Annotated in this window: 26 protein-coding genes; 23 read left to right on the forward strand and 3 right to left on the reverse strand. The window is 62.4% G+C overall.

The annotated features are described in order from the left end of the window. Nucleotides 1–5 precede the first annotated feature (5 nt). Both secF and SJI00_RS11160 read left to right on the forward strand, forming a co-directional pair. Nucleotides 6–914, forward strand: coding sequence for a protein translocase subunit SecF (gene secF / locus SJI00_RS11155; protein WP_312934852.1), 909 nt, complete (start codon nt 6–8; stop codon nt 912–914). A gap of 122 nt (nt 915–1,036) precedes the next feature. After that, on the forward strand, nt 1,037–1,585 hold the full coding sequence (locus tag SJI00_RS11160; RefSeq protein ID WP_312934853.1) for a glycine zipper 2TM domain-containing protein: 549 nt from the start codon (nt 1,037–1,039) through the stop codon (nt 1,583–1,585). A 153-nt stretch (nt 1,586–1,738) separates the two neighbouring features. Here the strand turns inward: SJI00_RS11160 and SJI00_RS11165 are convergent, their stop codons facing one another. Both SJI00_RS11165 and suhB read right to left on the reverse strand, forming a co-directional pair. Then, nucleotides 1,739–2,800, reverse strand: coding sequence for an SDR family oxidoreductase (locus SJI00_RS11165; RefSeq protein WP_322461774.1), 1,062 nt, complete (start codon nt 2,798–2,800; stop codon nt 1,739–1,741). Nucleotides 2,801–3,067: 267 nt separating this feature from the next. Continuing rightward, nucleotides 3,068–3,886: a type III secretion system regulator SuhB gene (suhB, locus tag SJI00_RS11170; RefSeq protein ID WP_312934856.1), complete on the reverse strand. Its 819-nt coding sequence runs from the start codon at nt 3,884–3,886 to the stop codon at nt 3,068–3,070. 151 nt (nt 3,887–4,037) lie between these two features. On the opposite strand from suhB, the gene trmJ reads away from it, so the two are divergent. The 21 genes from trmJ (at nt 4,038) to SJI00_RS11275 (ending at nt 22,642) form a co-directional block, all read left to right on the forward strand. Beyond that, nucleotides 4,038–4,796 carry a tRNA (cytosine(32)/uridine(32)-2'-O)-methyltransferase TrmJ gene (gene trmJ, locus SJI00_RS11175; RefSeq protein ID WP_322461775.1) on the forward strand — a complete coding sequence of 253 codons (759 nt, stop codon included), beginning with the start codon at nt 4,038–4,040 and terminating at the stop codon, nt 4,794–4,796. Nucleotides 4,797–4,801: 5 nt separating this feature from the next. Further along, complete coding sequence (cysE, locus tag SJI00_RS11180; protein ID WP_322461776.1) at nt 4,802–5,590, forward strand: serine O-acetyltransferase; 789 nt, start codon at nt 4,802–4,804, stop codon at nt 5,588–5,590. Between the two features lie 167 nt (nt 5,591–5,757). After that, a complete protein-coding gene (gene iscR, locus SJI00_RS11185; RefSeq protein ID WP_312934860.1) occupies nt 5,758–6,249 on the forward strand; it encodes a Fe-S cluster assembly transcriptional regulator IscR in 492 nt (163 codons plus the stop codon). Nucleotides 6,250–6,291: 42 nt separating this feature from the next. Then, nucleotides 6,292–7,506, forward strand: a complete 1,215-nt coding sequence (locus tag SJI00_RS11190; RefSeq protein ID WP_322461777.1) for an IscS subfamily cysteine desulfurase — start codon at nt 6,292–6,294, stop codon at nt 7,504–7,506. 47 nt (nt 7,507–7,553) lie between these two features. Further along, nucleotides 7,554–7,940 carry a Fe-S cluster assembly scaffold IscU gene (gene iscU / locus SJI00_RS11195; protein ID WP_296263032.1) on the forward strand — a complete coding sequence of 129 codons (387 nt, stop codon included), beginning with the start codon at nt 7,554–7,556 and terminating at the stop codon, nt 7,938–7,940. A 45-nt stretch (nt 7,941–7,985) separates the two neighbouring features. After that, nucleotides 7,986–8,309 (forward strand): iron-sulfur cluster assembly protein IscA, encoded by a 324-nt coding sequence (gene iscA, locus SJI00_RS11200; protein ID WP_312934864.1) that lies wholly within the window; start codon nt 7,986–7,988, stop codon nt 8,307–8,309. Between the two features lie 8 nt (nt 8,310–8,317). Then, on the forward strand, nt 8,318–8,839 hold the full coding sequence (gene hscB, locus SJI00_RS11205) for a co-chaperone HscB (RefSeq protein WP_322461778.1): 522 nt from the start codon (nt 8,318–8,320) through the stop codon (nt 8,837–8,839). A gap of 42 nt (nt 8,840–8,881) precedes the next feature. Then, a complete protein-coding gene (gene hscA / locus SJI00_RS11210) occupies nt 8,882–10,744 on the forward strand; it encodes a Fe-S protein assembly chaperone HscA (protein WP_322461779.1) in 1,863 nt (620 codons plus the stop codon). A gap of 3 nt (nt 10,745–10,747) precedes the next feature. Continuing rightward, nucleotides 10,748–11,089 (forward strand): ISC system 2Fe-2S type ferredoxin, encoded by a 342-nt coding sequence (fdx, locus tag SJI00_RS11215; RefSeq protein WP_322461780.1) that lies wholly within the window; start codon nt 10,748–10,750, stop codon nt 11,087–11,089. A gap of 10 nt (nt 11,090–11,099) precedes the next feature. After that, on the forward strand, nt 11,100–11,300 hold the full coding sequence (iscX, locus tag SJI00_RS11220; RefSeq protein WP_322461781.1) for a Fe-S cluster assembly protein IscX: 201 nt from the start codon (nt 11,100–11,102) through the stop codon (nt 11,298–11,300). A gap of 89 nt (nt 11,301–11,389) precedes the next feature. Continuing rightward, nucleotides 11,390–11,815 carry a nucleoside-diphosphate kinase gene (ndk, locus tag SJI00_RS11225; RefSeq protein WP_312934870.1) on the forward strand — a complete coding sequence of 142 codons (426 nt, stop codon included), beginning with the start codon at nt 11,390–11,392 and terminating at the stop codon, nt 11,813–11,815. Between the two features lie 28 nt (nt 11,816–11,843). After that, nucleotides 11,844–12,989, forward strand: coding sequence for a dual-specificity RNA methyltransferase RlmN (gene rlmN / locus SJI00_RS11230; protein WP_322461782.1), 1,146 nt, complete (start codon nt 11,844–11,846; stop codon nt 12,987–12,989). 13 nt (nt 12,990–13,002) lie between these two features. Further along, nucleotides 13,003–13,761 (forward strand): type IV pilus biogenesis/stability protein PilW, encoded by a 759-nt coding sequence (pilW, locus tag SJI00_RS11235; protein ID WP_322461783.1) that lies wholly within the window; start codon nt 13,003–13,005, stop codon nt 13,759–13,761. Continuing rightward, a complete protein-coding gene (locus SJI00_RS11240; protein ID WP_322461784.1) occupies nt 13,761–14,768 on the forward strand; it encodes a RodZ family helix-turn-helix domain-containing protein in 1,008 nt (335 codons plus the stop codon). Before pilW ends, SJI00_RS11240 begins: the two co-directional genes overlap by 1 nt. A 3-nt stretch (nt 14,769–14,771) precedes the next feature. Next, entirely contained in the window at nt 14,772–15,881 is a 1,110-nt protein-coding gene (ispG, locus tag SJI00_RS11245; protein ID WP_322461785.1) for a flavodoxin-dependent (E)-4-hydroxy-3-methylbut-2-enyl-diphosphate synthase, read from the forward strand. Between the two features lie 24 nt (nt 15,882–15,905). Then, nucleotides 15,906–17,195: a histidine--tRNA ligase gene (hisS, locus tag SJI00_RS11250; protein ID WP_322461786.1), complete on the forward strand. Its 1,290-nt coding sequence runs from the start codon at nt 15,906–15,908 to the stop codon at nt 17,193–17,195. Between the two features lie 39 nt (nt 17,196–17,234). Continuing rightward, nucleotides 17,235–17,876 (forward strand): tetratricopeptide repeat protein, encoded by a 642-nt coding sequence (locus SJI00_RS11255; RefSeq protein ID WP_322461787.1) that lies wholly within the window; start codon nt 17,235–17,237, stop codon nt 17,874–17,876. A gap of 1 nt (nt 17,877) precedes the next feature. Continuing rightward, on the forward strand, nt 17,878–19,020 hold the full coding sequence (bamB, locus tag SJI00_RS11260) for an outer membrane protein assembly factor BamB (protein ID WP_322461788.1): 1,143 nt from the start codon (nt 17,878–17,880) through the stop codon (nt 19,018–19,020). A gap of 116 nt (nt 19,021–19,136) precedes the next feature. Further along, nucleotides 19,137–20,600 carry a ribosome biogenesis GTPase Der gene (der, locus tag SJI00_RS11265; protein WP_322461789.1) on the forward strand — a complete coding sequence of 488 codons (1,464 nt, stop codon included), beginning with the start codon at nt 19,137–19,139 and terminating at the stop codon, nt 20,598–20,600. A gap of 111 nt (nt 20,601–20,711) precedes the next feature. After that, on the forward strand, nt 20,712–21,860 hold the full coding sequence (locus SJI00_RS11270) for a pyridoxal phosphate-dependent aminotransferase (protein ID WP_322461790.1): 1,149 nt from the start codon (nt 20,712–20,714) through the stop codon (nt 21,858–21,860). Beyond that, nucleotides 21,848–22,642, forward strand: a complete 795-nt coding sequence (locus tag SJI00_RS11275; RefSeq protein ID WP_322461791.1) for an amidohydrolase — start codon at nt 21,848–21,850, stop codon at nt 22,640–22,642. The genes SJI00_RS11270 and SJI00_RS11275 overlap by 13 nt, the downstream gene beginning before the upstream one ends. Nucleotides 22,643–22,783: 141 nt before the next feature. Here SJI00_RS11275 and SJI00_RS11280 read toward each other — a convergent pair whose 3' ends face one another. Then, on the reverse strand, nt 22,784–23,947 hold the full coding sequence (locus SJI00_RS11280; protein WP_322461792.1) for a type III PLP-dependent enzyme: 1,164 nt from the start codon (nt 23,945–23,947) through the stop codon (nt 22,784–22,786). Between the last annotated feature and the right edge of the window lie 190 nt (nt 23,948–24,137).

A 24,137-nucleotide genomic window follows, 5' to 3' on the forward strand; every position in this document is an offset into this window, starting at 1 on the left:
TCACCATGAAAACCATCAACTTCATGGGCGTGCGCAACAGTGCGTTCGCCATCACCGTACTGCTCACCGTACTGGCGCTGTTCAGCTGGTGGCAGAAGGGCCTGAACTTTGGCCTGGACTTCACCGGCGGCACCCTGATCGAGCTGACCTACGAGCGCCCCGCCGACCTCAAGGCCGTGCGCGGCGAGCTGACCAGCTCGGGCTTCCACGAGGCCATCGTGCAGAGCTTCGGCGCCAGCAACGAACTGCTGGTGCGTATGCCGGGCGACGATCCGCAACTGGGCAACAAGGTCGCAGAAGCCTTGAAGAAGGTCAGCGGCGACAACCCGGCAACGGTCAAGCGTGTGGAGTTCGTCGGTCCGCAGGTCGGTGAAGAGCTGCGCGACCAGGGCGGTCTGGGCATGCTCCTGGCGCTCGGCGGCATCCTCATCTATCTGGCCTTCCGCTTCCAGTGGAAGTTCGCCGTGGGCGCGATCATCTCGCTGATCCACGACGTGGTGGTGACGCTGGGTATCCTGTCGTTCTTCCAGATCACCTTCGACCTGACCGTGCTGGCTGCGGTGCTGGCAATCATCGGTTACTCGCTCAACGACACCATCGTGGTGTTCGACCGGGTGCGTGAGAACTTCCGGGTGATGCGCAAGGCATCGCTGATCGAGAACATCAACGTCTCGACCACCCAGACTCTGCTGCGCACCATCGCGACGTCGGTCTCGACCCTGCTGGCGATCGCCGCGCTGCTGTTCTTCGGCGGTGACAACCTGTTCGGCTTCTCCCTGGCGCTGTTCATCGGCGTTCTGGCGGGCACCTACTCGTCGATCTACATTGCCAACGTGGTGTTGATCTGGCTGAACCTGAACAGCGAAGACCTGATTCCACCGGTCAAGGCAGAAGGCGTGGACGATCGTCCGTAAGGAAATCTCCTACGCCGTTTGGCCAAGCAAGAGGCGCGAGTGTTGAACTCGCGCCTTTTTTTTTGCTCCAAGGCTGGGACAAGCGCGGGCGCGGACCCGCTGGATAGATCAGGAGAGTTCACGTGAACAAATCAATGCTAGTGGGGACGGTTCTTGGTGCTGTGGCGGTGACTGCCGGCGGTGCGTTCGCGACCTACAGCTTGGTCAACAAAGGTCCTGAGTATGCTCAGGTGACCGACGTGCAGCCAATCAAAGAGCAGATCAAGACGCCGCGTCAGGTGTGCAAAGACGTCACTGTGACGCGTCAGGCGCCGGTCAAGGACCAGCACCAGATCGCAGGCACCGTGGTCGGTGCACTGGCCGGTGGCCTGCTGGGTAACCAGGTCGGTGGCGGCAATGGCAAAAAGCTGGCCACAGTGGCCGGTGCGGTCGGTGGTGGCTATGCCGGTAACAAGGTCCAGGAAGGCATGCAGCGGCGTGACACCTACACCACCACGCAAACCCGTTGCAACACGGTCAACGACATCAGCGACAAAGTGGTCGGCTACAACGTCAAGTACACCATCGGTGACCAGGCCGGGCACATCAAGATGGACCGCGATCCCGGATCGAGCATTCCGTTGGACAAGAACGGCAAGCTGATCCTGAGTCAGAACCAGCCCGGCCAATAAGCGCCTGGCCGCCATTGACTGAGCGCGTTGCCGGCAGCGGTCAGCCGCTGCGCCACGCTTGAGAGCCATCCGATACCTTGCCCAGGTATCGGATTTATTTTGCTCAGAGCCTTCGATTGCGACGGCTCATCTCGATCCACGGCGCCGTCTTGCTTACGGAATCAGCTTTTCCTGGCGTAGACGATCGAAGGCGTCGAAGAAGGCCTGATCGCTGGCCTGGTAGCCGGTAAAGCCCAGGATGCGGCTTTTCGACATATCAGTGACCACCTCGATTGGTCGACCCAGGTCGGCATCGGTATGCCACGGTGAAATCAGCCGATCAATGTCACCTTCCTTGAGCCCATGCTCCGCTACAAGCTGCGTCCAGACGCGCTGGTCATCGGCCATCTGGGTTTCCAGTGGCGCGGGTGCAGGCGCAAAGTCGGCCGCAGGCAGGTTGAAGTACTCGGCGATCCTGCCCCACATCCACTTCCAGCGGAACACATCGCCGTTGGTGACGTTGAAGGCCTGGTCGGCGGCGTCAGGGGTGGTGGCGGCCCACAGCAGTTGGCTGGCGAGCTGACGGGCATCGGTCATGTCGGTCAGGCTGTCCCACTGCACGCGGGAGCCGGGGAAAACGAAAGGGCGGCCGGTGTGTTTGCAGATCGAGGCATACACCGCCAGGGTGGTGGCCATGTTCATGGCATTGCCCACTGCAACGCCGATCACCGTGTGCGGGCGGTGCACGCTCCAGGTGAAGCGATCCTGCCTGGCAGCGGCAAAGACCTCGTCTTCCTGGGCGTAATAGAAGTTCTCCACATCCAGCCGGCCTTGTTCTTCGCGAAAGGGGGTCTGCGGCAGCGTGCCCTTGCCGTAGGCCTCGAACGGGCCGAGGTAGTGTTTCAGGCCGGTGACCAGTGCGACATGCTGGACGCTCTTGGCGGGTCGCAGGGCATCGAGCAGGTTGCGCACCATGGCGGCGTTGACGCGAATGTTCTGCGCTTCGCTGGCCTGGCGCGACCACGTGGTGATGAACACGTGGGTGGGCCGCAGATCGGCCAGGGCGTCGCGCACCGACTGCGGGTCCTGCAGGTCCGCCGCGACGGGTATGACGCCTGGAAGCGTCGAGGGCTGACGAGACAGGGCTGCGACCTGCCACTGGTTGTCCAGTAGCAACTGGGTGGTGGCGCTGCCGACGATGCCGCTGGCGCCTACGACTAATGCGAGTTGGGTCATGATGCTGTCCTGTAAGTCATCGAATGCCTACAGGTGACCGTCTGAGTGCGGACGGATTCCGTTCAGTTGGTCGCAGCGTCCAGGAGGGCATCAGGCCAGCGCGCATGTTGGCGCGTCGCAGGGCGAGTCAGTGGCGGACGATATCGTGAGGAGTTTGCATGAGGAGGGATGCATGAACGAGGGCTGCGGGGCAGCCCTGCGTCAGGGGGTTGGGCAGTGAACCGCCGCAGCCAGGACGGCTTGGCAGGCGCGATGCCCAGGGCGATTTCAGCGCTTCAGGTGCTCTGGCAGGTGCGGCTGGATGGCCGTCAGAATCGCCTTGAAGCACTTGATGTTGCCCGCCACGATGTGGCCCTTGTCGAGGAAGTCGTGACCGCCGTTGAAGTCGCTGACCAGGCCACCGGCCTCTTGGATCAGCAGCACGCCAGCGGCCATGTCCCATTCGGACAGGCCCGACTCCCAGAAACCGTCGAAGCGACCGGCCGCCACGTAGGCGAGGTCAAGGCTGGCGGCGCCGGCGCGGCGAATGCCGGCGGTCTGGCCAGTCAGGGCGCGGAACATGCCCATGTAGTTGTCCAGATCGGCCATCTGATTGTCGCGGAACGGGAAGCCGGTGCCGAGCAGGGCGCCATCGAGGCTGGTGCGCGAGCTGACGCGCAGGCGGCGACCATTGACCTGGGCGCCACGGCCACGGCTGGCGGTGAACTCTTCCTGGCGAACCGGATCAAGAATGACCGCGTGCTCCAGGCGACCGCGGTACTTGCAGGCAATGCTCACGGCAAAATGCGGGATGCCGCGCAGGAAGTTGGTGGTGCCATCGAGCGGGTCGATGACCCACAGGTAATCCTTGCCTTCTTCGCCGCTGCCGGCGTGCAGGCCGGTTTCTTCGCCGAGGATCGAGTGGTTCGGGTAGGCCTTGCGCAGGGCCTTGACGATGACGTCTTCAGCGGCGCGGTCAACTTCGGAAACGTAGTCTTTCGCGCCTTTTTCGTCGACCTTGAGGCTGTCCAGGCGTTCGATGGAGCGGAAAATCAGTTCACTGGCGCTGCGAGCGGCGCGCAGCGCGATATTCAGCATAGGCTGCATGGTCGGTTCACCTGGAATGTTAAAGAAGAAAGCCGAACATTCTATCAGAAAACCGCGTCGGCAAAAGTGCCACGTTCGACTGCGTGGCGTTCACCAGGCCTGTTCTGTACCATTGCAGCCCCCGAAACCCCGCCACTGTGAGCACATCACCTTGTTGCAGAATATTCGTGTTGTTCTGGTCAATACCAGCCACCCCGGCAACATCGGCGGCGCTGCACGTGCCATGAAAAACATGGGCCTGTCGCGCCTGGTGCTGGTGCAACCCCGGGACTTTCCCTCCGAGCAGGCCGGCGCACGTGCCTCCGGTGCCGACGACGTGCTGGCTGGCGCCGAAGTGGTCGACAGCCTGGAACAGGCGTTGGTCGGCTGCAGCCTGGTGCTGGGCACCAGTGCCCGCGATCGCAGCCTGCCCTGGCCCATGCTCGATCCGCGTGAATGCGGCGCCAAGGCTGTCGAGCACGCTGCCGGCGGTGAGCAGATCGCGCTGGTATTCGGCCGTGAGCATGCCGGGCTGACCAACGACGAACTGCAGCGATGTCACTTCCATGTGCACATTCCCTCCAATCCCGACTTCAGCTCGCTGAACCTTGCCGCCGCTGTACAGGTGCTGGCCTATGAGGTGCGCACCGCCTGGTTGGCATCGCAGCAAGCGGCCACGGTCGTGGAGAAGACCGACGCCGGTGAGGAGCCGGCGACCATGGATGAGATGGAGCGGTTCTACGGCCACTTGGAGCAGACCTTGGTGCAGATCGGCTTTCTCGATCCCGCCAAGCCCCGTCACTTGATGGCGCGCTTGCGTCGTCTGTACGGGCGTAGCGTGGTCAACCATTCGGAAATGAGCATCTTGCGCGGCATCCTCACCGAGACCCAGAAAGTCGCTCGGGGCGAGCCGCATAAACGGAAGGACTGAATCAGATGTTCGAGCGTCTGCGTGAAGATATCCAGAGCGTGTTTCACCGTGACCCGGCGGCGCGCAACATGTTCGAAGTGCTCACCTGCTATCCCGGCATGCACGCGATCTGGCTGCATCGCCTGGCGCGCGGCCTGTGGGTGCGTGATTTCAAGTGGCTGGCGCGCTTGGTGTCGAACTTCGGTCGCTGGCTGACCGGCATCGAGATCCACCCGGGCGCGACCATCGGGCGACGCTTCTTCATCGACCACGGCATGGGCATCGTCATCGGCGAAACCGCCGAGATCGGCGACGATGTCACCCTTTATCAAGGCGTGACCCTGGGCGGCACCAGCTGGAACAAGGGCAAGCGTCACCCGACCCTGGAAAACGGCGTGGTCGTCGGTGCCGGCGCCAAGGTGCTCGGGCCGTTCACGGTCGGTGCCGGCGCCAAAATCGGCTCCAATGCGGTGGTCACCAAGGCCGTTCCGGCGGGGGCGACCGCAGTCGGTATTCCCGGGCGGATCATCGTCAAGGCAGAGGAGGGTGATGAACTCGAGGCCAAGCGCAAAGCCATGGCGCAGAAGATCGGTTTCGATGCCTACGGCGTCAGCGGCGACATGCCTGACCCTGTCGCCCGCGCCATCGGTCAGATGCTCGATCACCTGCAGGCGGTGGACGAGCGGCTCGAAGGCATGTGCGGCGCACTGACCAATCTTGGCAGCGACTACTGCGCCAAAGCCCTGCCATCGCTGCCTGAGGAGGCCTTCGAAGCCGTCAAGGACGAGGCTCGCAGCGACACCCAGGCGCACTGATTTCGCCATGATGGCACCCGGGCGTGTGCACCTCTGCCCGGGTCTGCTAAACTCGCGACCACTTCCCCGGGTAAACCTGACCAATACAGTAGGTCTTATAGTTGACTTAAATGCTCGGGAATAGCATACTCGCACACATCCCGTAACTCCCCGTGGTGCCCATAGCCATGCGACTCACAACCAAAGGCCGATACGCCGTTACCGCCATGCTGGATCTGGCGTTGCACGCGCAGCACGGACCGGTGTCACTGGCTGATATCTCCGAGCGCCAAGGCATTTCCCTCTCTTACCTGGAACAGCTGTTCGCCAAATTGCGTCGCAGCAGTCTGGTTTCCAGTGTTCGTGGCCCAGGCGGCGGCTATCAGCTGTCGCGGGCCATGGGGACCATCGAGGTGGCTCAGGTCATCGACGCGGTCAACGAGTCGGTAGACGCCACTCGCTGCCAAGGCCTCGGAGACTGCCACTCCGGCGACACCTGCCTGACCCACCACCTGTGGTGTGACCTCAGCCAGCAGATCCACGAATTCCTCAGTGGCATCAGCCTGGCCGATCTCGTTACACGCCGCGAGGTGCAAGAAGTCGCCCATCGCCAGGACCTGCGCCGCGTTGCCGGCCGTACTGCGCACATGGACAAGATTGAGACGTCTGCCGTCGACTGACCGTGATGACGAGCTGCGCCAACGCCTGATAGGAGATATTCAATGAAGTTGCCGATCTACCTCGATTACTCCGCGACCACGCCGGTCGATCCCCGTGTCGCCCAGAAGATGGTCGACTGCCTGACGATGGACGGCAACTTCGGGAATCCGGCCTCGCGCTCCCACGCATTCGGCTGGCGCGCCGAAGAAGCGGTCGAAAATGCCCGCCGCCAGGTTGCCGAGCTGATCCACGCCGATCCGCGTGAAATCGTCTGGACCAGTGGTGCCACCGAGTCCGACAACCTCGCGATCAAAGGTGTGGCGCACTTCTACCAGACCAAAGGCAAACACATCATCACCTCCAAGATCGAGCACAAGGCCGTTCTGGACACCACGCGCCAGTTGGAGCGTGAAGGGTTTGAAATCACCTACCTCGAACCTGGCGCCGATGGCATCGTCACCCCGGCCATGGTCGAAGCCGTGCTGCGCGACGACACCATCCTGGTCTCGCTGATGCATGTGAACAACGAAGTCGGCTCGATCAACGACATCACCGCAATTGGCGAGCTGACCCGCTCGCGCGGCGTGCTGTTCCATGTCGACGCCGCTCAGTCTGCCGGCAAGGTCGAGATCGACCTGCAGGCGATGAAGGTCGACCTGATGTCGTTCTCGGCGCACAAGGTCTACGGCCCCAAAGGCATCGGCGCGCTGTACGTCAGCCGCAAGCCGCGAGTGCGTCTTGAAGCCATGGTGCATGGTGGCGGTCACGAGCGCGGCATGCGTTCGGGCACCTTGCCGACCCACCAGATCGTCGGCATGGGCGAAGCGTTCGCCATCGCCAAAGCAGAAATGGCCAGCGAGAACGCGCGCATCAAGGCGCTGTCCGACCGCTTCTTCGCCCAGGTCTCGGACCTCGAAGAGCTGTACATCAACGGCAGCCAGACCGCCCGCGTTCCGCACAACCTGAACCTGAGCTTCAACTACGTCGAAGGCGAGTCGCTGCTGATGTCGTTGAAGGACATCGCTGTTTCGTCCGGCTCGGCCTGCACCTCGGCATCACTCGAGCCGTCCTACGTGCTGCGAGCCCTGGGCCGTAACGACGAACTGGCACACAGCTCGATCCGCTTCTCCTTCGGTCGTTTCACCCAGGAAGAAGAAATCGATCATGCGGCGAAGAAGGTCTGCGAAGCGGTGAACAAGCTGCGCGAACTCTCCCCGCTGTGGGACATGTACAAAGACGGCGTCGACATCTCGAAGATCGAGTGGGCTGCCCACTAAGCAGCCGCCGGCAAGAGCGGCTCCCCTGATGAGGAAGGAATTGCACCATGGCATACAGTGAAAAGGTCATCGACCATTACGAAAACCCGCGCAACGTCGGCAAAATGAATGCCGAGGACCCGGATGTCGGTACCGGCATGGTCGGCGCGCCGGCGTGTGGCGACGTCATGCGCTTGCAGATCAAGGTCAACGAGCAGGGCGTCATCGAAGACGCCAAGTTCAAGACTTATGGCTGCGGTTCGGCCATCGCCTCCAGCTCCCTGGCGACCGAATGGATGAAGGGCAAGACCCTCGACGAAGCCGAGACCATCAAGAACACGCAGTTGGCTGAAGAGCTGGCCCTGCCACCGGTCAAGATCCACTGCTCGGTCCTCGCCGAAGATGCCATCAAGGCAGCCGTACGCGACTACAAGCAGAAGAAAGGCCTGGTCTGAGCTGCCTGTAGCAGCAGACAACCGATGTTGAGGTAAGGAGTTCCGATGGCTATCAGCATGACAGAAGCCGCCGCCAACCATATCCGCCGCTCCCTCGACGGGCGCGGCAAGGGTGAAGGTATTCGCCTTGGCGTGCGCACCACCGGCTGCTCGGGCCTGGCCTACGTGCTCGAGTTCGTCGATGACGTGGCGGGCGAAGATCAGGTGTTCGAGAACTATGGCGTGAAGGTCATCATCGACCCCAAGAGCCTGGTATACCTCGATGGCACCGAGCTGGACTTCGTCAAGGAAGGGTTGAACGAAGGCTTCAAGTTCAACAACCCCAACGTGCGCGGTGAATGTGGCTGCGGCGAAAGCTTCAACATCTGAGGCCTGACGTGGGTAATCTCTGCCATTACGCGCTGTTCGATCTGCAGCCTGCCTTCCGCCTGGACCTCGACAAGCTGGCCGTTCGCTACCGCGAGCTGGCCCGCGAGGTGCATCCCGACCGTTTCGCTGACGCCTCCGAGCGGGAGCGGCGTGTCGCGCTGGAAAAGTCGGCCGCCCTCAACGACGCCTATCAGACGCTGCGCAGTCCGCCGCGCCGCGCGCGCTATCTGCTGGCCATCGGTGGCCATGAAGTGCCGCAGGAAGTCACGGTCCACGACCCTGAATTCCTGTTGCAGCAGATGGAATTGCGTGAAGAGCTCGAAGACCTGCAGGACCAAGCCGACCTGGACGGCGTTGGCGTATTCAAGCGCCGTCTCAAGCTTGCCCAGGAGGCGCTCAACGACGCGTTCGAGCGCTGCTGGGATGTGCCGGCCGAGCGCGAGCAGGCCGAGCGGCTGATGCGCCGCATGCAGTTTCTCGACAAGCTCTCCCAAGAAGTGCGCCAGCTCGAAGAGCGCCTCGACGATTAACCCGGCGTTACCCGTGATGACGCCTAAGGTATTCAGATAAGCATGGCCCTATTGCAGATCGCCGAACCCGGTCAGAGCCCTCAGCCGCACCAGCGTCGCCTGGCGGTGGGCATCGACCTCGGCACCACCAATTCCCTGGTCGCTGCCGTGCGCAGTGGCCGTAGCGAACCGCTGCCCGATGCCGAGGGCAACCTCATCCTGCCGTCTGCCGTGCGCTACCTCGAAGACCGTACCGAGGTTGGCCTGGGCGCCCGCGATGCGGCGCCGACAGACCCGTTCAACAGCATTCTTTCGGTCAAGCGCCTGATGGGGCGCGGTCTTTCCGACGTCAAGCAACTGGGTGAGCAACTGCCTTACCGCTTCGTCGGCGGCGAGTCGCACATGCCCTTCATCGATACCGTGCAGGGCCCGAAAAGCCCGGTGCAGGTCTCGGCAGACATCCTCAAGGTGCTGCGTCAGCGCGCCGAAGAGAGCCTGGGCGGGGAGCTGGTGGGTGCGGTCATCACGGTGCCGGCCTACTTCGACGACGCCCAGCGCCAGGCCACCAAGGATGCTGCGCGGCTGGCCGGCCTGAACGTGCTGCGCCTGCTCAACGAGCCGACAGCGGCTGCGGTGGCCTATGGTCTGGACCAGAACGCCGAAGGCGTGGTGGCCATCTATGACCTGGGCGGCGGCACCTTCGATATTTCCATTCTCCGCCTCACTGCCGGTGTGTTCGAAGTGCTCGCCACCGGCGGTGACACTGCGCTGGGCGGCGACGATTTCGACCACGCCATCGCCGGCTGGATCATCGCCCAGGCAGGCCTGTCGGCCGACCTCGATCCGGCCACCCAGCGCCTGTTGCTGCAAACGGCACGCACCGCCAAAGAAGCCCTGACCGATCAGGACAGCGTGCGCGTGGCCCATGCTCAATGGTCCGGCGAGCTGACCCGTGATGCGTTCGAAGGGTTGATCGAGCCGATGATTGCCACCAGCCTCAAAGCCTGCCGCCGCGCTGTGCGCGACAGCGGTGTGGAGCTCGAAGAGGTCGAAGCGGTGGTCATGGTGGGTGGCTCGACCCGTGTGCCGCGTGTTCGCCATGCGGTGGGCGCCTTGTTCAATCGCGAGCCGCTGACCTCGATCGACCCGGATCAGGTGGTCGCCATTGGCGCCGCGGTCCAGGCCGATACGCTGGCCGGCAACCGCCGCGAAGGTGGCGAACTGCTGCTGCTCGATGTCATCCCGCTGTCGTTGGGGCTGGAAACCATGGGCGGTCTGCTGGAAAAGGTGATTCCACGCAACACCACCATTCCCGTGGCCCGCGCCCAAGAGTTCACCACCTATAAAGATGGCCAGTCGGCCATGATGATCCATGTCCTGCAGGGTGAGCGCGAGCTGATCAGCGACTGCCGTTCGTTGGCCCGCTTCGAACTGCGTGGCATTCCAGCGATGGTGGCGGGTGCTGCGAAGATCCGCGTCACGTTCCAGGTCGATGCCGACGGCCTGCTCAGCGTCGCTGCGCGTGAGCTGGCCTCGGGCGTGGAAGCCAGCATTCAGGTCAAGCCATCATACGGGCTGACCGACGGAGAGATCGCCCGCATGCTCACAGATTCGTTCGAGCATGCAGGCTCCGACCGCAATGCTCGCCAGTTGCGCGAGCATCAGGTCGACGGTGAGCGGCTGCTCGAAGCGGTACAAGGCGCGCTGGACGCCGATGGCGAGCGTCTGCTCAGCGCTCAAGAGCGTGAAGCCATTCAATTCCAGATGCAGGAACTACGTGATTTGCTGACCGGCACCGATGGCCCTGCCATCGAGCAACAGACCAAGCGTCTGTCGCAGGTGACCGATGCATTTGCCGCCCGTCGCCTTGATTCGACGGTCAAAGCCGCACTGGCCGGGCGCAACCTGAATGAGATCGAGGAGTAACCGATGCCGCTGGTGAAATTCCTGCCGCATGAGAAGTTCTGCCCACAGGGGCTGACCGTGGAGGTCGCACCCGGCACCAATATCCTGGAGCTGGCCCACGAGCACCACATCGAGATGGAAAGCGCCTGCGGTGGTGTCAAGGCCTGCACCACCTGCCATTGCATCGTCCGCCAGGGCTTCGATTCGCTGGACGAAGCCGATGAACTGGAAGAGGACATGCTGGACAAGGCCTGGGGCCTGGAAGCGCAGTCGCGTCTGGGTTGCCAGGTGGTCGTCGGGAATGACGACCTGACCATCGAAATCCCCAAGTATTCGCTCAACCACGCTGCCGAAGCGCCGCATTGAGGATCAACGCATGAGTCTGAAATGGGTTGATGTACTTGAGATCGCCATCCAGCTTGCAGAAAGCAAGCCGGAAGTCGATCCTCGTTACCTGAATTTCGTCAATCTGCGTCGTTGGGTGATGGAGCTACCTGACTTCAACGACGATCCCGAGCGCGCTGGCGAGAAGGTCCTGGAGGCCATCCAGGCGGCCTGGATCGAAGAACTCGACTAAGCGACATCTGCAGGTTAGGCAATGCCCTTGAACCCGCGTATAATTCGCGGGTTTAATTTTTCGTAACACTCAATATTCTGGAGTTTTCCATGGCTGTTCAACGTACTTTCTCGATCATCAAGCCTGATGCCGTTGCCAAAAACGTCATCGGCAAGATCACCTCGCGCTTCGAAGAAGCTGGCCTGCGCATCGTCGCTTCGAAAGTCAAGCAACTGTCCAAGGCCGAAGCCGAAGGCTTCTACGCCGAGCACAGCGAGCGCGGCTTCTTCGGTGACCTGGTTGCCTTCATGACCTCCGGCCCTGTCGTTGTTCAGGTTCTGGAAGGCGAGAACGCCATTGCCAAGAACCGTGAGCTGATGGGCGCTACCAACCCTAAAGAAGCCGCTGCCGGCACCATCCGTGCTGACTTCGCCGAGTCCATCGATGCCAACGCCGTTCATGGTTCGGACTCCGAAGCCGCTGCTGCTCGCGAAATCGCTTACTTCTTCGCTGCTACCGAGGTAACCACTCGCTAAGCGAAAGCTTACGAGTGAAGGTGAATCCATGACGACATCTGTTGGCAAAATCAACTTGCTGGGTCTGACTCAGCAGGAAATGGAACAGTTCTTCGATTCGATCGGAGAGAAGCGCTTCCGCGCCGGTCAGGTGATGAAATGGATTCACCACTTTGGCGTCGACGACTTCGCCGCCATGACGAATGTCGGCAAGGCCTTGCGTGAAAAGCTCGAGGCCGTTGCCGAAATTCGGCCACCGGAAGTGGTCAGCGAAGACATTTCCACAGACGGCACCCGCAAGTGGGTGATCCGCGTTGCCTCCGGCAGCTGCGTCGAAACCGTCTACATTCCGACCGACGACCGCGGCACCTTGTGCGTCTCGTCGCAAGCCGGTTGCGCCCTGGACTGCAGCTTCTGCTCCACGGGCAAACAAGGCTTCAACAGCAACCTCACTGCCGCCGAAGTCATCGGTCAGGTGTGGCTTGCGAACAAATCCTTCGGCACCATTCCCGCCAAAGTCGACCGCGCGATTACCAACGTGGTGATGATGGGCATGGGTGAGCCGTTGCTCAATTTCGACAATGTCATCGCCGCCATGAAGATCATGATGGACGATCTGGGCTATGGCATTTCCAAGCGCCGCGTCACCCTGTCCACCTCGGGTGTGGTGCCCATGATCGACGAACTGGCCAAGCACATCGATGTGTCCCTGGCCCTGTCGCTGCACGCACCGAACGATGCGCTGCGCAACCAGCTGGTTCCGATCAACAAGAAGTATCCGTTGAAGGTGCTGCTCGAGTCCTGCATGGGCTACATGTCCACCCTGGGCGGCAAACGCGTGCTGACCGTCGAGTACACCCTGCTCAAGGACGTGAACGATCAGCCACAGCATGCCACCGAGATGATCGAGCTGCTGCGCGACGTGCCGTGCAAGATCAACCTGATCCCCTTCAACCCGTTCCCGCATTCGGGTTATGAACGGCCGAGCAACAACGCCATCCGCCGCTTCCAGGACCTGCTGCACCACGCCGGCTACAACGTCACCACCCGCACCACCCGCGGCGAAGACATCGATGCGGCGTGCGGGCAGCTGGTCGGTCAGGTCATGGACCGCACCCGGCGCAGTGAGCGGTACATCGCCGTGCGTCAGATCGCGAACGATGCCGAGCTGCCAGACAGCGCTGTGCGTCACTGACCGGAACCTGCTCATGAGCCTGCGCGCCGTGTTGTCGATCTTCGCCTTTACGCTGCTCGCTGGCTGCGTATCGAGCGGCGCAAGCGACCCCCTGGCCACCCGCGAGGGGCGTGCGCAGGCCGTGCAGGCGTATGTCCAGCTGGGCCTGGGCTATCTTCAGCAAGGGCTGAGCGAAGAGGCCAAGGCGCCGTTGGGTCGGGCCCTGGCCATTGACAGCAGCAGTGCCGATGCCCAGGCCGCATTGGCGATGGTGTTTCAGGCCCAGGACGAACCAGCGCTCGCCGACGAGCACTTTCGCGCGGCATTGCAGCAGCGACCGGCCGATACGCGCATTCGCAATAACTACGGCTCGTTCCTCTACGCTCAAGGCGATTTTCCACGGGCCGAACAGATGTTTCGCCAAGCAGTCGGCGATACCCTGTATCCTCAGCGTTCACGGGTTTACGAAAACCTCGGCTTGACGGCCCTCAGGCAAGGTGACCGTGACCAGGCGCACCTTCATCTGAAAAAGGCGCTGCAACTCAATCCGCGTCAGCCCAACGCATTGTTGGAAATGGCTGAGTTGTCCTACGAAAACAGGCATTATGTGCCGGCCCGCGATTACTACAATCGTTTCAGCCAACTGAGCGACCACGATGCCCGCAGCCTGCTGCTGGGTACGCGTATTGCCCGACTCTTCCCCGAAGAAGTCGATGCAGCGCAGCTGGGCCAGCAACTACAACGACTTTATCCGGGTACGCCGGAATATCAGCAATACCTGTCGGAGCAATGATGAACGCCGCGTATCCCGAATCAGCATCAGCGACCCACCAGAATCCCGGGGAAACCTTGCGCCAGGCGCGTGAGCACCGCGGCTGGTCGCAGACCGAGGTCGCTCGCAGACTCAACCTTACGATCACTTCGCTGAACAACCTTGAAACCGGGGCGTTCGACAAGCTGCCGGGGCACACCTTTGCTCGCGGCTACATTCGGGCCTATGCCAAGTTGATGGACCTGGACCAGGCTCCGCTGGTCGCGGCCTTCGATCAGGTCACCGGGTCCAACGCCAAGGGCAGCGACGTTCATTCGCTGGGACGTATCGAAGAGCCACGACGCTTGTCCCAGAACATCCTGCGTGGCGTCAGCCTGCTGGTGCTGGTGGCCGTGGTCGGTGGCGGTTTCGTCTGGTGGCAGGATCAGGGCAGCCTGCGCGGCAAGGACCTGACCAAGATGGCACTGGAGCACGTCGAGGTCGAAAGCGCCGACGGCACCACGCAGATCCATCCGCTCGACGAGCCCGAAGACCAGGCCGTATCGGCCGCGCAGCAACCTGAATCCACGGCGCTTGCGTTGCAGTCGCCTGCCGAACAAGGTGCCACCGAAGAGGCCGCGCCTGCCGCCTCGACCCATCAGCCGTCTGCCACTGCGCCCGTCACTGCGCCGGCTGCGACTGTACCGGGCGCCGCTGCGTCGGGCGCCGTTGCGCCCGCAACGCCAGCCAGCGCGGCCGCCAGCAGCACTGCCCCAGTGCGCGAAGAAACCGCTGCCGCGCCTGCTGGCACCGGCAAGGTTGCAATCACCTTCGTCGCCGACTGCTGGGCCCAGGTCACGGACGGCAACGGCAAGGTGCTCACCAGCTCGGTCAAGCGCAAGGGCGATACCCTTGAACTGAGCGGCAAGCCGCCCTTCGCCGTGCGCCTGGGCTTCGCCCGTGGCGCGCAGGTCAGCTACAACGGTCAGGCAGTCAACCTGGCACCGTTCACCAGTGGCGAGACTGCTCGCCTCAAGTTGGGACAGTAAGCAATGCACGGCGAATCTCCGATCAAACGTCGCGAATCCCGGAAAATCTGGGTCGGCAATGTAGCGGTAGGCGGCGATGCGCCCATTGCCGTGCAGAGCATGACCAACACCGACACCAACGATGTGGCCGCCACCGTGGCGCAGATCCAGCGCTTGGTCGATGCGGGCGTGGACATCGTGCGCATCTCGGTGCCGGACATGGACGCTGCCGAAGCGTTCGGCCGTATCAAGCAGCTGGTCAGCGTGCCGCTGGTGGCCGACATTCATTTCGATTACCGCATTGCACTGCGCGTGGCTGAGCTGGGCGTCGACTGCCTGCGCATCAACCCGGGCAACATCGGTCGCGAAGACCGCGTGCGTGCCGTGGTCGATGCGGCGCGTGATCGCGGTATCCCGATCCGCATCGGTGTCAACGCCGGTTCGCTGGAAAAAGACTTGCAGAAGAAATACGGCGAGCCCACGCCCGCGGCGTTGGTCGAGTCGGCCTTGCGCCATGTCGAGCACCTCGATCGCCTCGATTTCCAGGATTTCAAAGTCAGCGTCAAGGCCTCGGACGTGTTCATGGCGGTCGATGCCTACCGTCAATTGGCCAAGCAGATCATCCAGCCTTTGCATCTGGGTATCACCGAAGCCGGTGGCCTGCGTTCAGGAACAGTGAAATCTGCCGTAGGCCTCGGTATGCTGCTGGCCGAAGGCATCGGCGACACCATCCGCATTTCCCTGGCTGCTGACCCGGTCGAGGAAGTGAAGGTCGGTTACGACATTCTCAAGTCCCTGCGCTTGCGTTCGCGTGGCATCAACTTCATCGCCTGCCCGAGCTGCTCGCGGCAGAACTTCGATGTGGTCAAGACCATGAACGAGCTGGAAGGGCGCCTGGAAGATCTGTTGGTGCCGATGGACGTGGCCGTGATCGGTTGCGTGGTCAACGGTCCGGGCGAGGCCAAGGAGGCGCATGTCGGCCTCACTGGCGGCACGCCGAACCTGGTGTACATCGACGGCAAGCCGGCGCAGAAACTGAACAATGACAACCTGGTCGAGGAGCTGGAAAGGCTCATCCGCCAGAAAGCGGCCGAAAAAGCCGACGCCGACGCGGCACTGATCGCCCGTGGCTGAGAAACAGATTCGTAAGGACTTTCCGTGAGCAAATCGCTGCAAGCCATTCGTGGCATGAACGACATCCTGCCTGACCAGTCGCCCTTGTGGCGCTACTTCGAAGGCACCGTGGCCAGCCTGCTGGACGGGTACGGCTATAGCCAGATCCGTACGCCCATCGTCGAGTTCACCGAGCTGTTCAAGCGCTCGATCGGCGAAGTGACGGATATCGTCGAAAAAGAGATGTACACCTTCGAAGACCGCAACGGCGACTCGTTGACCTTGCGCCCTGAAGGCACCGCTGCGTGCGTGCGCGCCGTTCTCGAACATGGCATCACCGGCAATGGCCAGGTGCAGAAGCTCTGGTACATCGGTCAGATGTTCCGCCATGAACGTCCGCAGAAAGGCCGCTATCGGCAGTTCCATCAGATCGGCGTTGAGGTGTTCAACCTCGATGGGCCGGACGTGGATGCCGAACTGATCATGCTCAGCTGGCGCTTGTGGGGCCAACTGGGTATCCGCGATGCGGTCACCCTCGAGCTGAACAGCCTGGGCACCAGCGAGGCCCGCGCCCGGTATCGCGATGCGCTGGTGGCGTTTCTTTCCGCGCGCCTCGACCAGCTTGACGAAGACAGCCAGCGTCGTCTGAAGAGCAACCCGTTGCGGGTGCTCGACAGCAAGGATGCAGGCACTCAAGCGGTGCTCACCGACGCGCCGAAGCTCGAAGACTATCTCGACGAAGCGTCGCGCATTCACTTCGAGGGCCTCAAAGCCCGACTCGATGCGGCCGGGATTCCCTTCGTGATCAACACCAAGCTGGTGCGTGGCCTGGACTACTACAGCAAGACCGTCTTCGAATGGGTCACCGACAAGCTCGGCGCCCAGGGCACGGTGTGCGCGGGTGGTCGATACGATGGCCTGGTCGAGCAGATGGGCGGCAAACCGACCCCTGGCGTGGGTTTCGCCATGGGTATCGAGCGCTTGATCCTGCTCCTGCAGACACTGGACAAGGTGCCTGCCGCCATCAGCCGACAGATCGATGTCTACCTGTGCGCGTTTGGCGAGCAGGGCGAGCTTGCCGGCCTGCGCCTGGCCGAACGCCTGCGCGACCAGCTGCCCTCGCTGCGCCTGGCGGTCAACGCCGGTGCCGGCAGCTTCAAGAGCCAGTTCAAGAAAGCCGACAAGAGTGGCGCGCTGTTCGCGCTGATTCTGGGCGAAGACGAGCTGGCCGCCGAAGTGGTTGGCTTCAAGCCCCTGCGTGGCCAGGGCGAACAACAGAATATTGCCTGGGATGCTCTGGCCGAGCACCTGGAAACCGCTATCGCGCAGGCGTGATGCGGTTCAACTGCCGAATTGCTGAGAAGGAGTATTGGGGTGTCGAGTATCGATGATGATGGCCTGGCTGGCGCCAAGGACTGGTGGAACCGCAGCGGCAAGCCGTTGCTCACCGGCGCCTTGCTCGCCGCTGCGGTGGTGATGGGCTGGCAGGCCTGGCACAAATACCAGACCAATCAGTCCCAGGGCGCCTCGGGATTGTACCAGGCGCTGCTGGAAACCACCCTGACCCCGACCGGTACACCGGACACGGCGAAGGTGGCCGAACTGGCCGGCAAGCTCAAGAGTGACTTCGGCGGCACGCCTTACGCGCAATACGGCAGCCTGTTCGTGGCCAAGGTCGCGGTCGAGAGCGGTAAACTCGACGACGCTGCGTCCGAGCTCAAGGGCGTGATGGACAAGCCGGCCGATGCCACCCTGGGTGAAATCTCGCGTCAGCGTCTGGCCCGTGTACTCGCGGCGCAAGACAAGGCAGAAGAAGCCCTCAAGCTGCTCGACGGTGATGCCGACAAGGCCTTCCTCGCCAGCCGTGAGGAGCTCAAGGGTGACCTGCTGGTGCAACTGGGACGTGCCGATGACGCGCACGGCGCCTATCAAAAGGCCAAGGCCGCGATGTCCGATGACGCCGCGACCGGTGGACTGCAATTGAAGCTGGACGACTTGGCCAAAGGGGACGCGTGACGTGATCGGTTGGAAACAAGCAGCAGTGCTGACCCTGGCCGTTCTGGCCGCGGGTTGCAGCAGCAACAGCAAGAAGGAACTACCCCCGGCCGAACTGACCCAGTTCAACGAGGAAGTGGTACTGAAGAAGCTGTGGAGCCGTTCGATCGGTGAAGGCCAGGGTGAGAAGTACAACACGCTGGTACCGGCTATCGAGAACGACCGCATCTTCGCCGCCGACGTGACCGGCGAGGTGTATGCGCTGAATCGCCTCACCGGCGATGTGGCCTGGGAAAAAGACCTCGACCTGCCGGTTTCCGGTGCAGTCGGCGTGGGCTACGGCCTGCTGACGCTGGGCACGCTCAAGGGTGAGGTCATTGCCCTGGACGCCAGCTCGGGCAAGGAGCGCTGGCGCTCGCGGGTGAGCAGCGAAGTGCTGGCGCCGCCCGCCAACAACGGTGACGTGGTGGTGGTGCAAACCCAGGACGATCGCCTGATCGGCCTGGACGCCGCCACCGGCGAGCGCCGCTGGATCTATGAAAGCTCCCCGGCCGTGCTGACCCTGCGTGGCACTGGCGCGCCAGTCGTTACCAACCGTCTGGCCATCGCTGGCCTGTCGAGCGGTAAAGTGGTCGCGGTCGACATCCAGAATGGCGTACCGGTCTGGGAAAGCCGAGTGGCGGTGCCACAAGGCCGTTCCGAACTGGACCGCGTGGTGGATATCGACGGCGGCTTGCTGCTGTCCGGCGGTACGCTGTACGTCAGCACCTACCAGGGCCGGGTTGCCGGTCTGGATCTGGAAAGCGGCCGCGTGCTCTGGCAGCGCGATGCCTCCAGCTACGTCGGTGTCGCCCAGGGCTTTGGCAACGTCTATGTGAGCGAAGCCTCCGGTACGGTCGAAAGCGTCGATGAGCGTTCCTCCAGCTCGCTGTGGAGCAACGACAGCATGGCGCGTCGGCAACTGTCGGCTCCGGAAGTGTTCTCCAGCTACATCGCCGTGGGCGACTTCGAAGGCTACCTGCACCTGCTCAGCCAGGTCGATGGTCGCTTCGTCGGCCGCGAGCGGATCGACAGCGATGGCGTGCGCGCCCGCCCCTTGGTGGTCGGCGATACCATTTATGTCTACGGCAACAGCGGCAAGCTCGAGGCACTGACCGTCCGCTGACGCTATGCTCAAGGTCTCGCCGACCTTGAGTCGCGGCGCTTCGAGCGCCGCACGAACTCCGGCCGCTGCCCTGCAGCGGCCTTTGCATTTTCAAGAATTCACCATTGGAGAGCCGCATGGTTCCCGTAATCGCCTTGGTAGGGCGGCCGAACGTCGGCAAGTCCACCATGTTCAACCGCCTGACCAAGACCCGCGACGCCATTGTCGGGGACCTGTCGGGGCTGACCCGTGACCGCCAGTATGGCGATGCCAGCTGGCAGGGTCGTTCGTACATCCTCGTCGACACCGGTGGTATCACCGGTGATGAAGTGGGCATGGACGAGAAGATGGCCGAGCAGTCGCTGCTGGCCATCGAAGAAGCCGACTATGTGCTGTTCCTGGTCGATGCCCGCGCCGGCATGACCGCGGCCGATCAGATGATCGCCGAGCACCTGCGCAAACGTAACAAGGCCGCCATCCTGGTCGCCAACAAGATCGACAACATCGATGCCGACGTCGCCCGCGCCGAGTTCTCGCCGCTGGGCATGGGCAATGCGGTGCCGGTCGCCGGTGCCCAGGGCCGCGGCATGAGCGCGCTGATGGAGTCGGTACTGGGCCACATTCCTCGCGACGCCGAAGAAGAAGCGCTCGATGCCGACGTCGCCGAAGGCGAAGAGGCGGTGCGCATTCCGGGCCCGAGCGAAAAGGATGGCATCAAGATCGCCATCATCGGCCGCCCCAACGTGGGCAAGTCGACGCTGGTCAACCGCATGCTCGGCGAAGAGCGCGTGGTGGTCTATGACGAGCCGGGCACCACTCGCGACAGCATCTACATTCCCTTCGAGCGTGATGGCGAGAAGTACACCTTCATCGACACCGCCGGTGTGCGTCGACGCGGCAAGATCCACGAGGAAGTCGAAAAATTCTCGGTGGTCAAGACGCTGCAGGCGATCAAGGACGCCAACGTCGTGGTCTTCGTCATGGATGCCCGCGAAGGCGTTGTCGACCATGACCTCAACCTGCTGGGCTTTGCCCTCGAAGCGGGTCGGGCCATCGTCATTGCCCTGAACAAGTGGGACGGCATGGAGCCGGGTGAGCGTGACTACGTCAAGACCGAGCTGGAACGCCGGCTGTTCTTCGTCGACTTCGCTGACATCCACTTCATCTCGGCGCTGCACGGCACTGGCGTGGGCAACCTGTACAAGTCGGTGCAGGCCGCGTTCAAGTCGGCGGTCACCCGCTGGCCGACCAGCCGCCTCACGCAGATCCTCGAAGACGCCATCAGCGAGCACCAGCCGCCGCTGGTCAACGGTCGTCGGATCAAGCTGCGCTACGCCCACCTGGGTGGTGCCAACCCGCCGCTGATCGTGATCCACGGTAACCAGACCGAGAAGATTCCACGTTCGTACTCGCGTTACCTGGAAAACACCTACCGGCGCGTGCTCAAGCTGGTGGGTACGCCGATCCGCATCGAATACAAGGGCGGCGAGAACCCGTTCGAGGGCAAGAAGAACACCCTCACCGACCGCCAGGTCAACAAGAAGCGCCGCTTGATGTCGCACCATAAGAAAGCCGAGAAGAAGCGCCGCGACAAACGCTGACCCGGTTGCGCGTCGAGGCACAAGAAAGCGGCATGGAGTGATCCATGCCGCTTTTTCTTATGGCCCAGAGCTTGTAGCTTATAGCCTTCAGACCCGTAGGAAGAGGGCTACATGATCCGCAGCAAACTGCCGAACGTTGGCACCACGATTTTCACCACCATGTCGCAGTTGGCCGCGCAGACCGGTGCCGTGAACCTGTCTCAGGGCTTTCCGGATTTCAACGCGCCGCTGGCACTGCTCGACGCGGTGGGCCGGCACGTGGCAGCGGGTCATAACCAGTACGCGCCGATGATCGGCCTGGCGGCCTTGCGCGAGCAAGTGGCCTGCAAGGTTGCGCGGCATTACGGCGTGACGGTCGATGCGGAGCTTGAGGTGACCATCACCCCGGGCGCCACCGAGGCGATTTTCTGCGCCATCCAGGCCGTGATCCAGGCCGGTGACGAAGCCATCGTGTTCGACCCCTGTTACGACGCCTACGCGCCGGCGGTGACGCTTGCCGGCGGACAGTGCGTGCACCTGCAGCTGAGCGGTGACGATTTTCGTATCGATTGGCAGGCCTTCGCCGATGCCTTGAGTCCACGCACCCGGTTGGTGATCCTCAATGCTCCGCACAACCCCAGCGGCGCGCTGATCACCCGCGAAGACCTCGACCAGTTGGCGCGGTTGACTGCCGAGCGCGACCTCTACGTGATCAGCGACGAGGTCTACGAGCACCTGGTCTACGACGGTGCCCGCCATGCCAGCGTGCTCGCCCATGAGCAGCTCTATGCGCGGGCCTTCGTGGTCAGCTCGTTTGGCAAGAGCTACCACGTGACCGGCTGGAAGACCGGCTATGTGATCGCGCCGCCGGCGCTGAGCCTTGAGCTGCGCAAGGTGCACCAGTACGTCAACTTCTGCGGCGTGACGCCCTTGCAGTACGCGCTGGCCGATTTCATGGCCGACCAGCCCGAACACCTCGAGCAACTGCCGGCGTTCTACCAGGCCAAGCGCGACCTGTTCTGCGACCTGCTGCAAGGTTCGCGCTTTCGCTTCACCCGTACCCCCGGCACCTATTTCCAGCTGGTCGACTACTCAGCGATTCGCCCCGACCTCAACGATGTCGACATGGCCGTGTGGCTGACCCGTGAACATGGCGTGGCCAGCATTCCGGTATCGGTGTTCTACCAGCAACCTATCGCCGAGCAACGGCTGCTTCGCCTGTGCTTCGCCAAACGTGAGGAGACGCTGCAACACGCGGCGGAGAAACTATGCGCGATCTGAGCCAATTGCCTGACCTGAACATCGCTCTGGTGCAGACCCGCCTGGCCTGGCAGGACCGCCAGGCCAATTACGAGCATTTCGAGACGTTGCTGCAGCAGGCCGCAGGGGCTGACCTGATCGTGCTTCCGGAAATGTTCACCACCGGGTTTTCCATGGAGTCAGAGCGCCTGGCCGAGCCTGAGAACGGCCCGACCAGCAAATGGCTGAAGGCCCAGGCGAAGAAACTCGGCGCCGTGGTGACCGGCAGTGTGATCATCCGTGCCGCTGACGGCAGCCACCGCAACCGCCTGCTGTGGGCGCGCCCGGATGGTGAGGTGCTGCACTACGATAAGCGCCACCTGTTCCGCATGGCCGGCGAACACAAGCACTACACCCCTGGCGAGCGCCAGGTGCAGTTCGAGCTCAAGGGATGGCGCATCCGCCCGCTGATCTGCTACGACCTGCGCTTCCCGGTGTGGAGCCGCGATGCGTCGGACACCGACCTGCTGCTGTACACCGCCAACTGGCCGGCAGCGCGGCGTTTGCATTGGAATCGTTTGCTACCTGCACGGGCCATCGAAAACCTGTGTTTCGTCGCGGCGGTGAATTGCGTGGGCACCGACGGCAAGGGCTTTGCCTATACCGGTGACAGCCAGGTACTGGACTTCCAGGGGGAAAGCCTGCTGAGCGCTGGGGAAGCGGACGGGGTGTTCATGATCGAGTTGCGCGCGGCGGAACTGGCGGCCTATCGCAGCCGATTTCCGGCCAATCTGGATGCAGACAGCTTCAGCTTGGAGTTTTGAGCAGCGCCGCTCGCGGTACCGAGGTGCAAAAAAAAACTGCTTGAATCGAGCAGGTTCAACCAGTGCGGTGCGCGACAGCGCGGTGCCTGCCCGGTCGCCACGCTGGAGACGTCAGGCAGGCAGCGCCGCTTTACAGCACCCTCAGACGTAAAACGCCTTCAGCGGCGGGAAGCCGTTGAATTCCACCGCGCTGTAGCTGGTGGTGTAGGCGCCGGTCGACAGCCAGTACAGGCGGTCACCGATGGCCAGGTTCAGCGGCAGGCCGTACTTGTAGTGCTCGTACATGATGTCGGCGCTGTCGCAGGTGGGACCGGCGATGACCACTTCTTCCATCTCGCCCTTCTTCTCGGTCCAGATCGGGAACTTGATGGATTCGTCCATGGTTTCGATCAGGCCAGAGAACTTGCCCACGTCGGTGTATACCCAGCGCTCGACCGCAGTGCGCGACTTGCGCGCGACCAGCACCACTTCGCTGACCAGAATGCCGGCGTTGGCGATCAGCGAGCGACCTGGCTCCAGAATGATTTCCGGCAAGTCGTCGCCGAAGTCTTCCTTGAGGAAGCGGATGATCTCTTCGGCGTAGGTTTCCAGGCTGTTGGTGCGGGTAATGTAGTTGGCCGGGAAGCCGCCGCCCATGTTGATCAGTTTCAGCTCGATGCCGTCTTCTTCCTTCAGGCGCTCGAAGATCACCTTGACCTTGGCAATCGCTGCGTCCCACACGCTGATGTCGCGCTGTTGCGAACCGACGTGGAAGGAGATGCCGTAGGGCACCAGGCCGAGGTCACGGGCCAGAATCAGCAAGTCCATGGCCATGTCGGTCTGGCAGCCGAACTTGCGCGACAGTGGCCAGTCAGCGGTGGTGGAGCCTTCGGTGAGAATCCGCACATACACTTTCGAACCCGGTGCAGCCTTGGCAATGTTGCGCAGGTCGGCTTCGGAGTCGGTGGCGTACAGGCGCACACCCTTCTCGAAGAAATAGCGGATGTCCTTGGACTTCTTGATGGTGTTGCCGTAGCTGATGCGGTCGGCACTCACGCCCTGGTTCATCACCTTGTCCAGCTCGTAGATCGAGGCGATGTCGAAGTTCGAGCCTTTTTCCTTGAGCAGGTCGATGATCTCGACGGCAGGGTTGGCTTTGACCGCGTAATAGACCTTGGCGAATTCGAACCCGGCGCGCAGGTCGTCGTAGGCCTGGCTGATCATCTGGGTGTCGATGACCACGAACGGGGTTTCCTGCTTGTCGGCGAACGCCTTCATCTTGGTGAAAGTGTCACGTGCGAAATAGTCTTCGACTTGAATCGACATACTCAGGGACTCCATGGGCAAACGGAATGGATAAGTGGCTGTGAACGAACGTCCTCCGTATCCCCACTTTGATTGGCTCGCCGCAGCCTTGGACGGCGCAGGTTCGAGCCGGATGGATCGTTTCCAGCATGGGCGTTCGGCGCGCACTGTAGGGCGTGGGGACCGTGGAATCAACAGGCGAATCGGGCCC

It is taken from the genome of Pseudomonas gebzensis (assembly GCF_034427815.1).
GTDB lineage: Bacteria > Pseudomonadota > Gammaproteobacteria > Pseudomonadales > Pseudomonadaceae > Aquipseudomonas.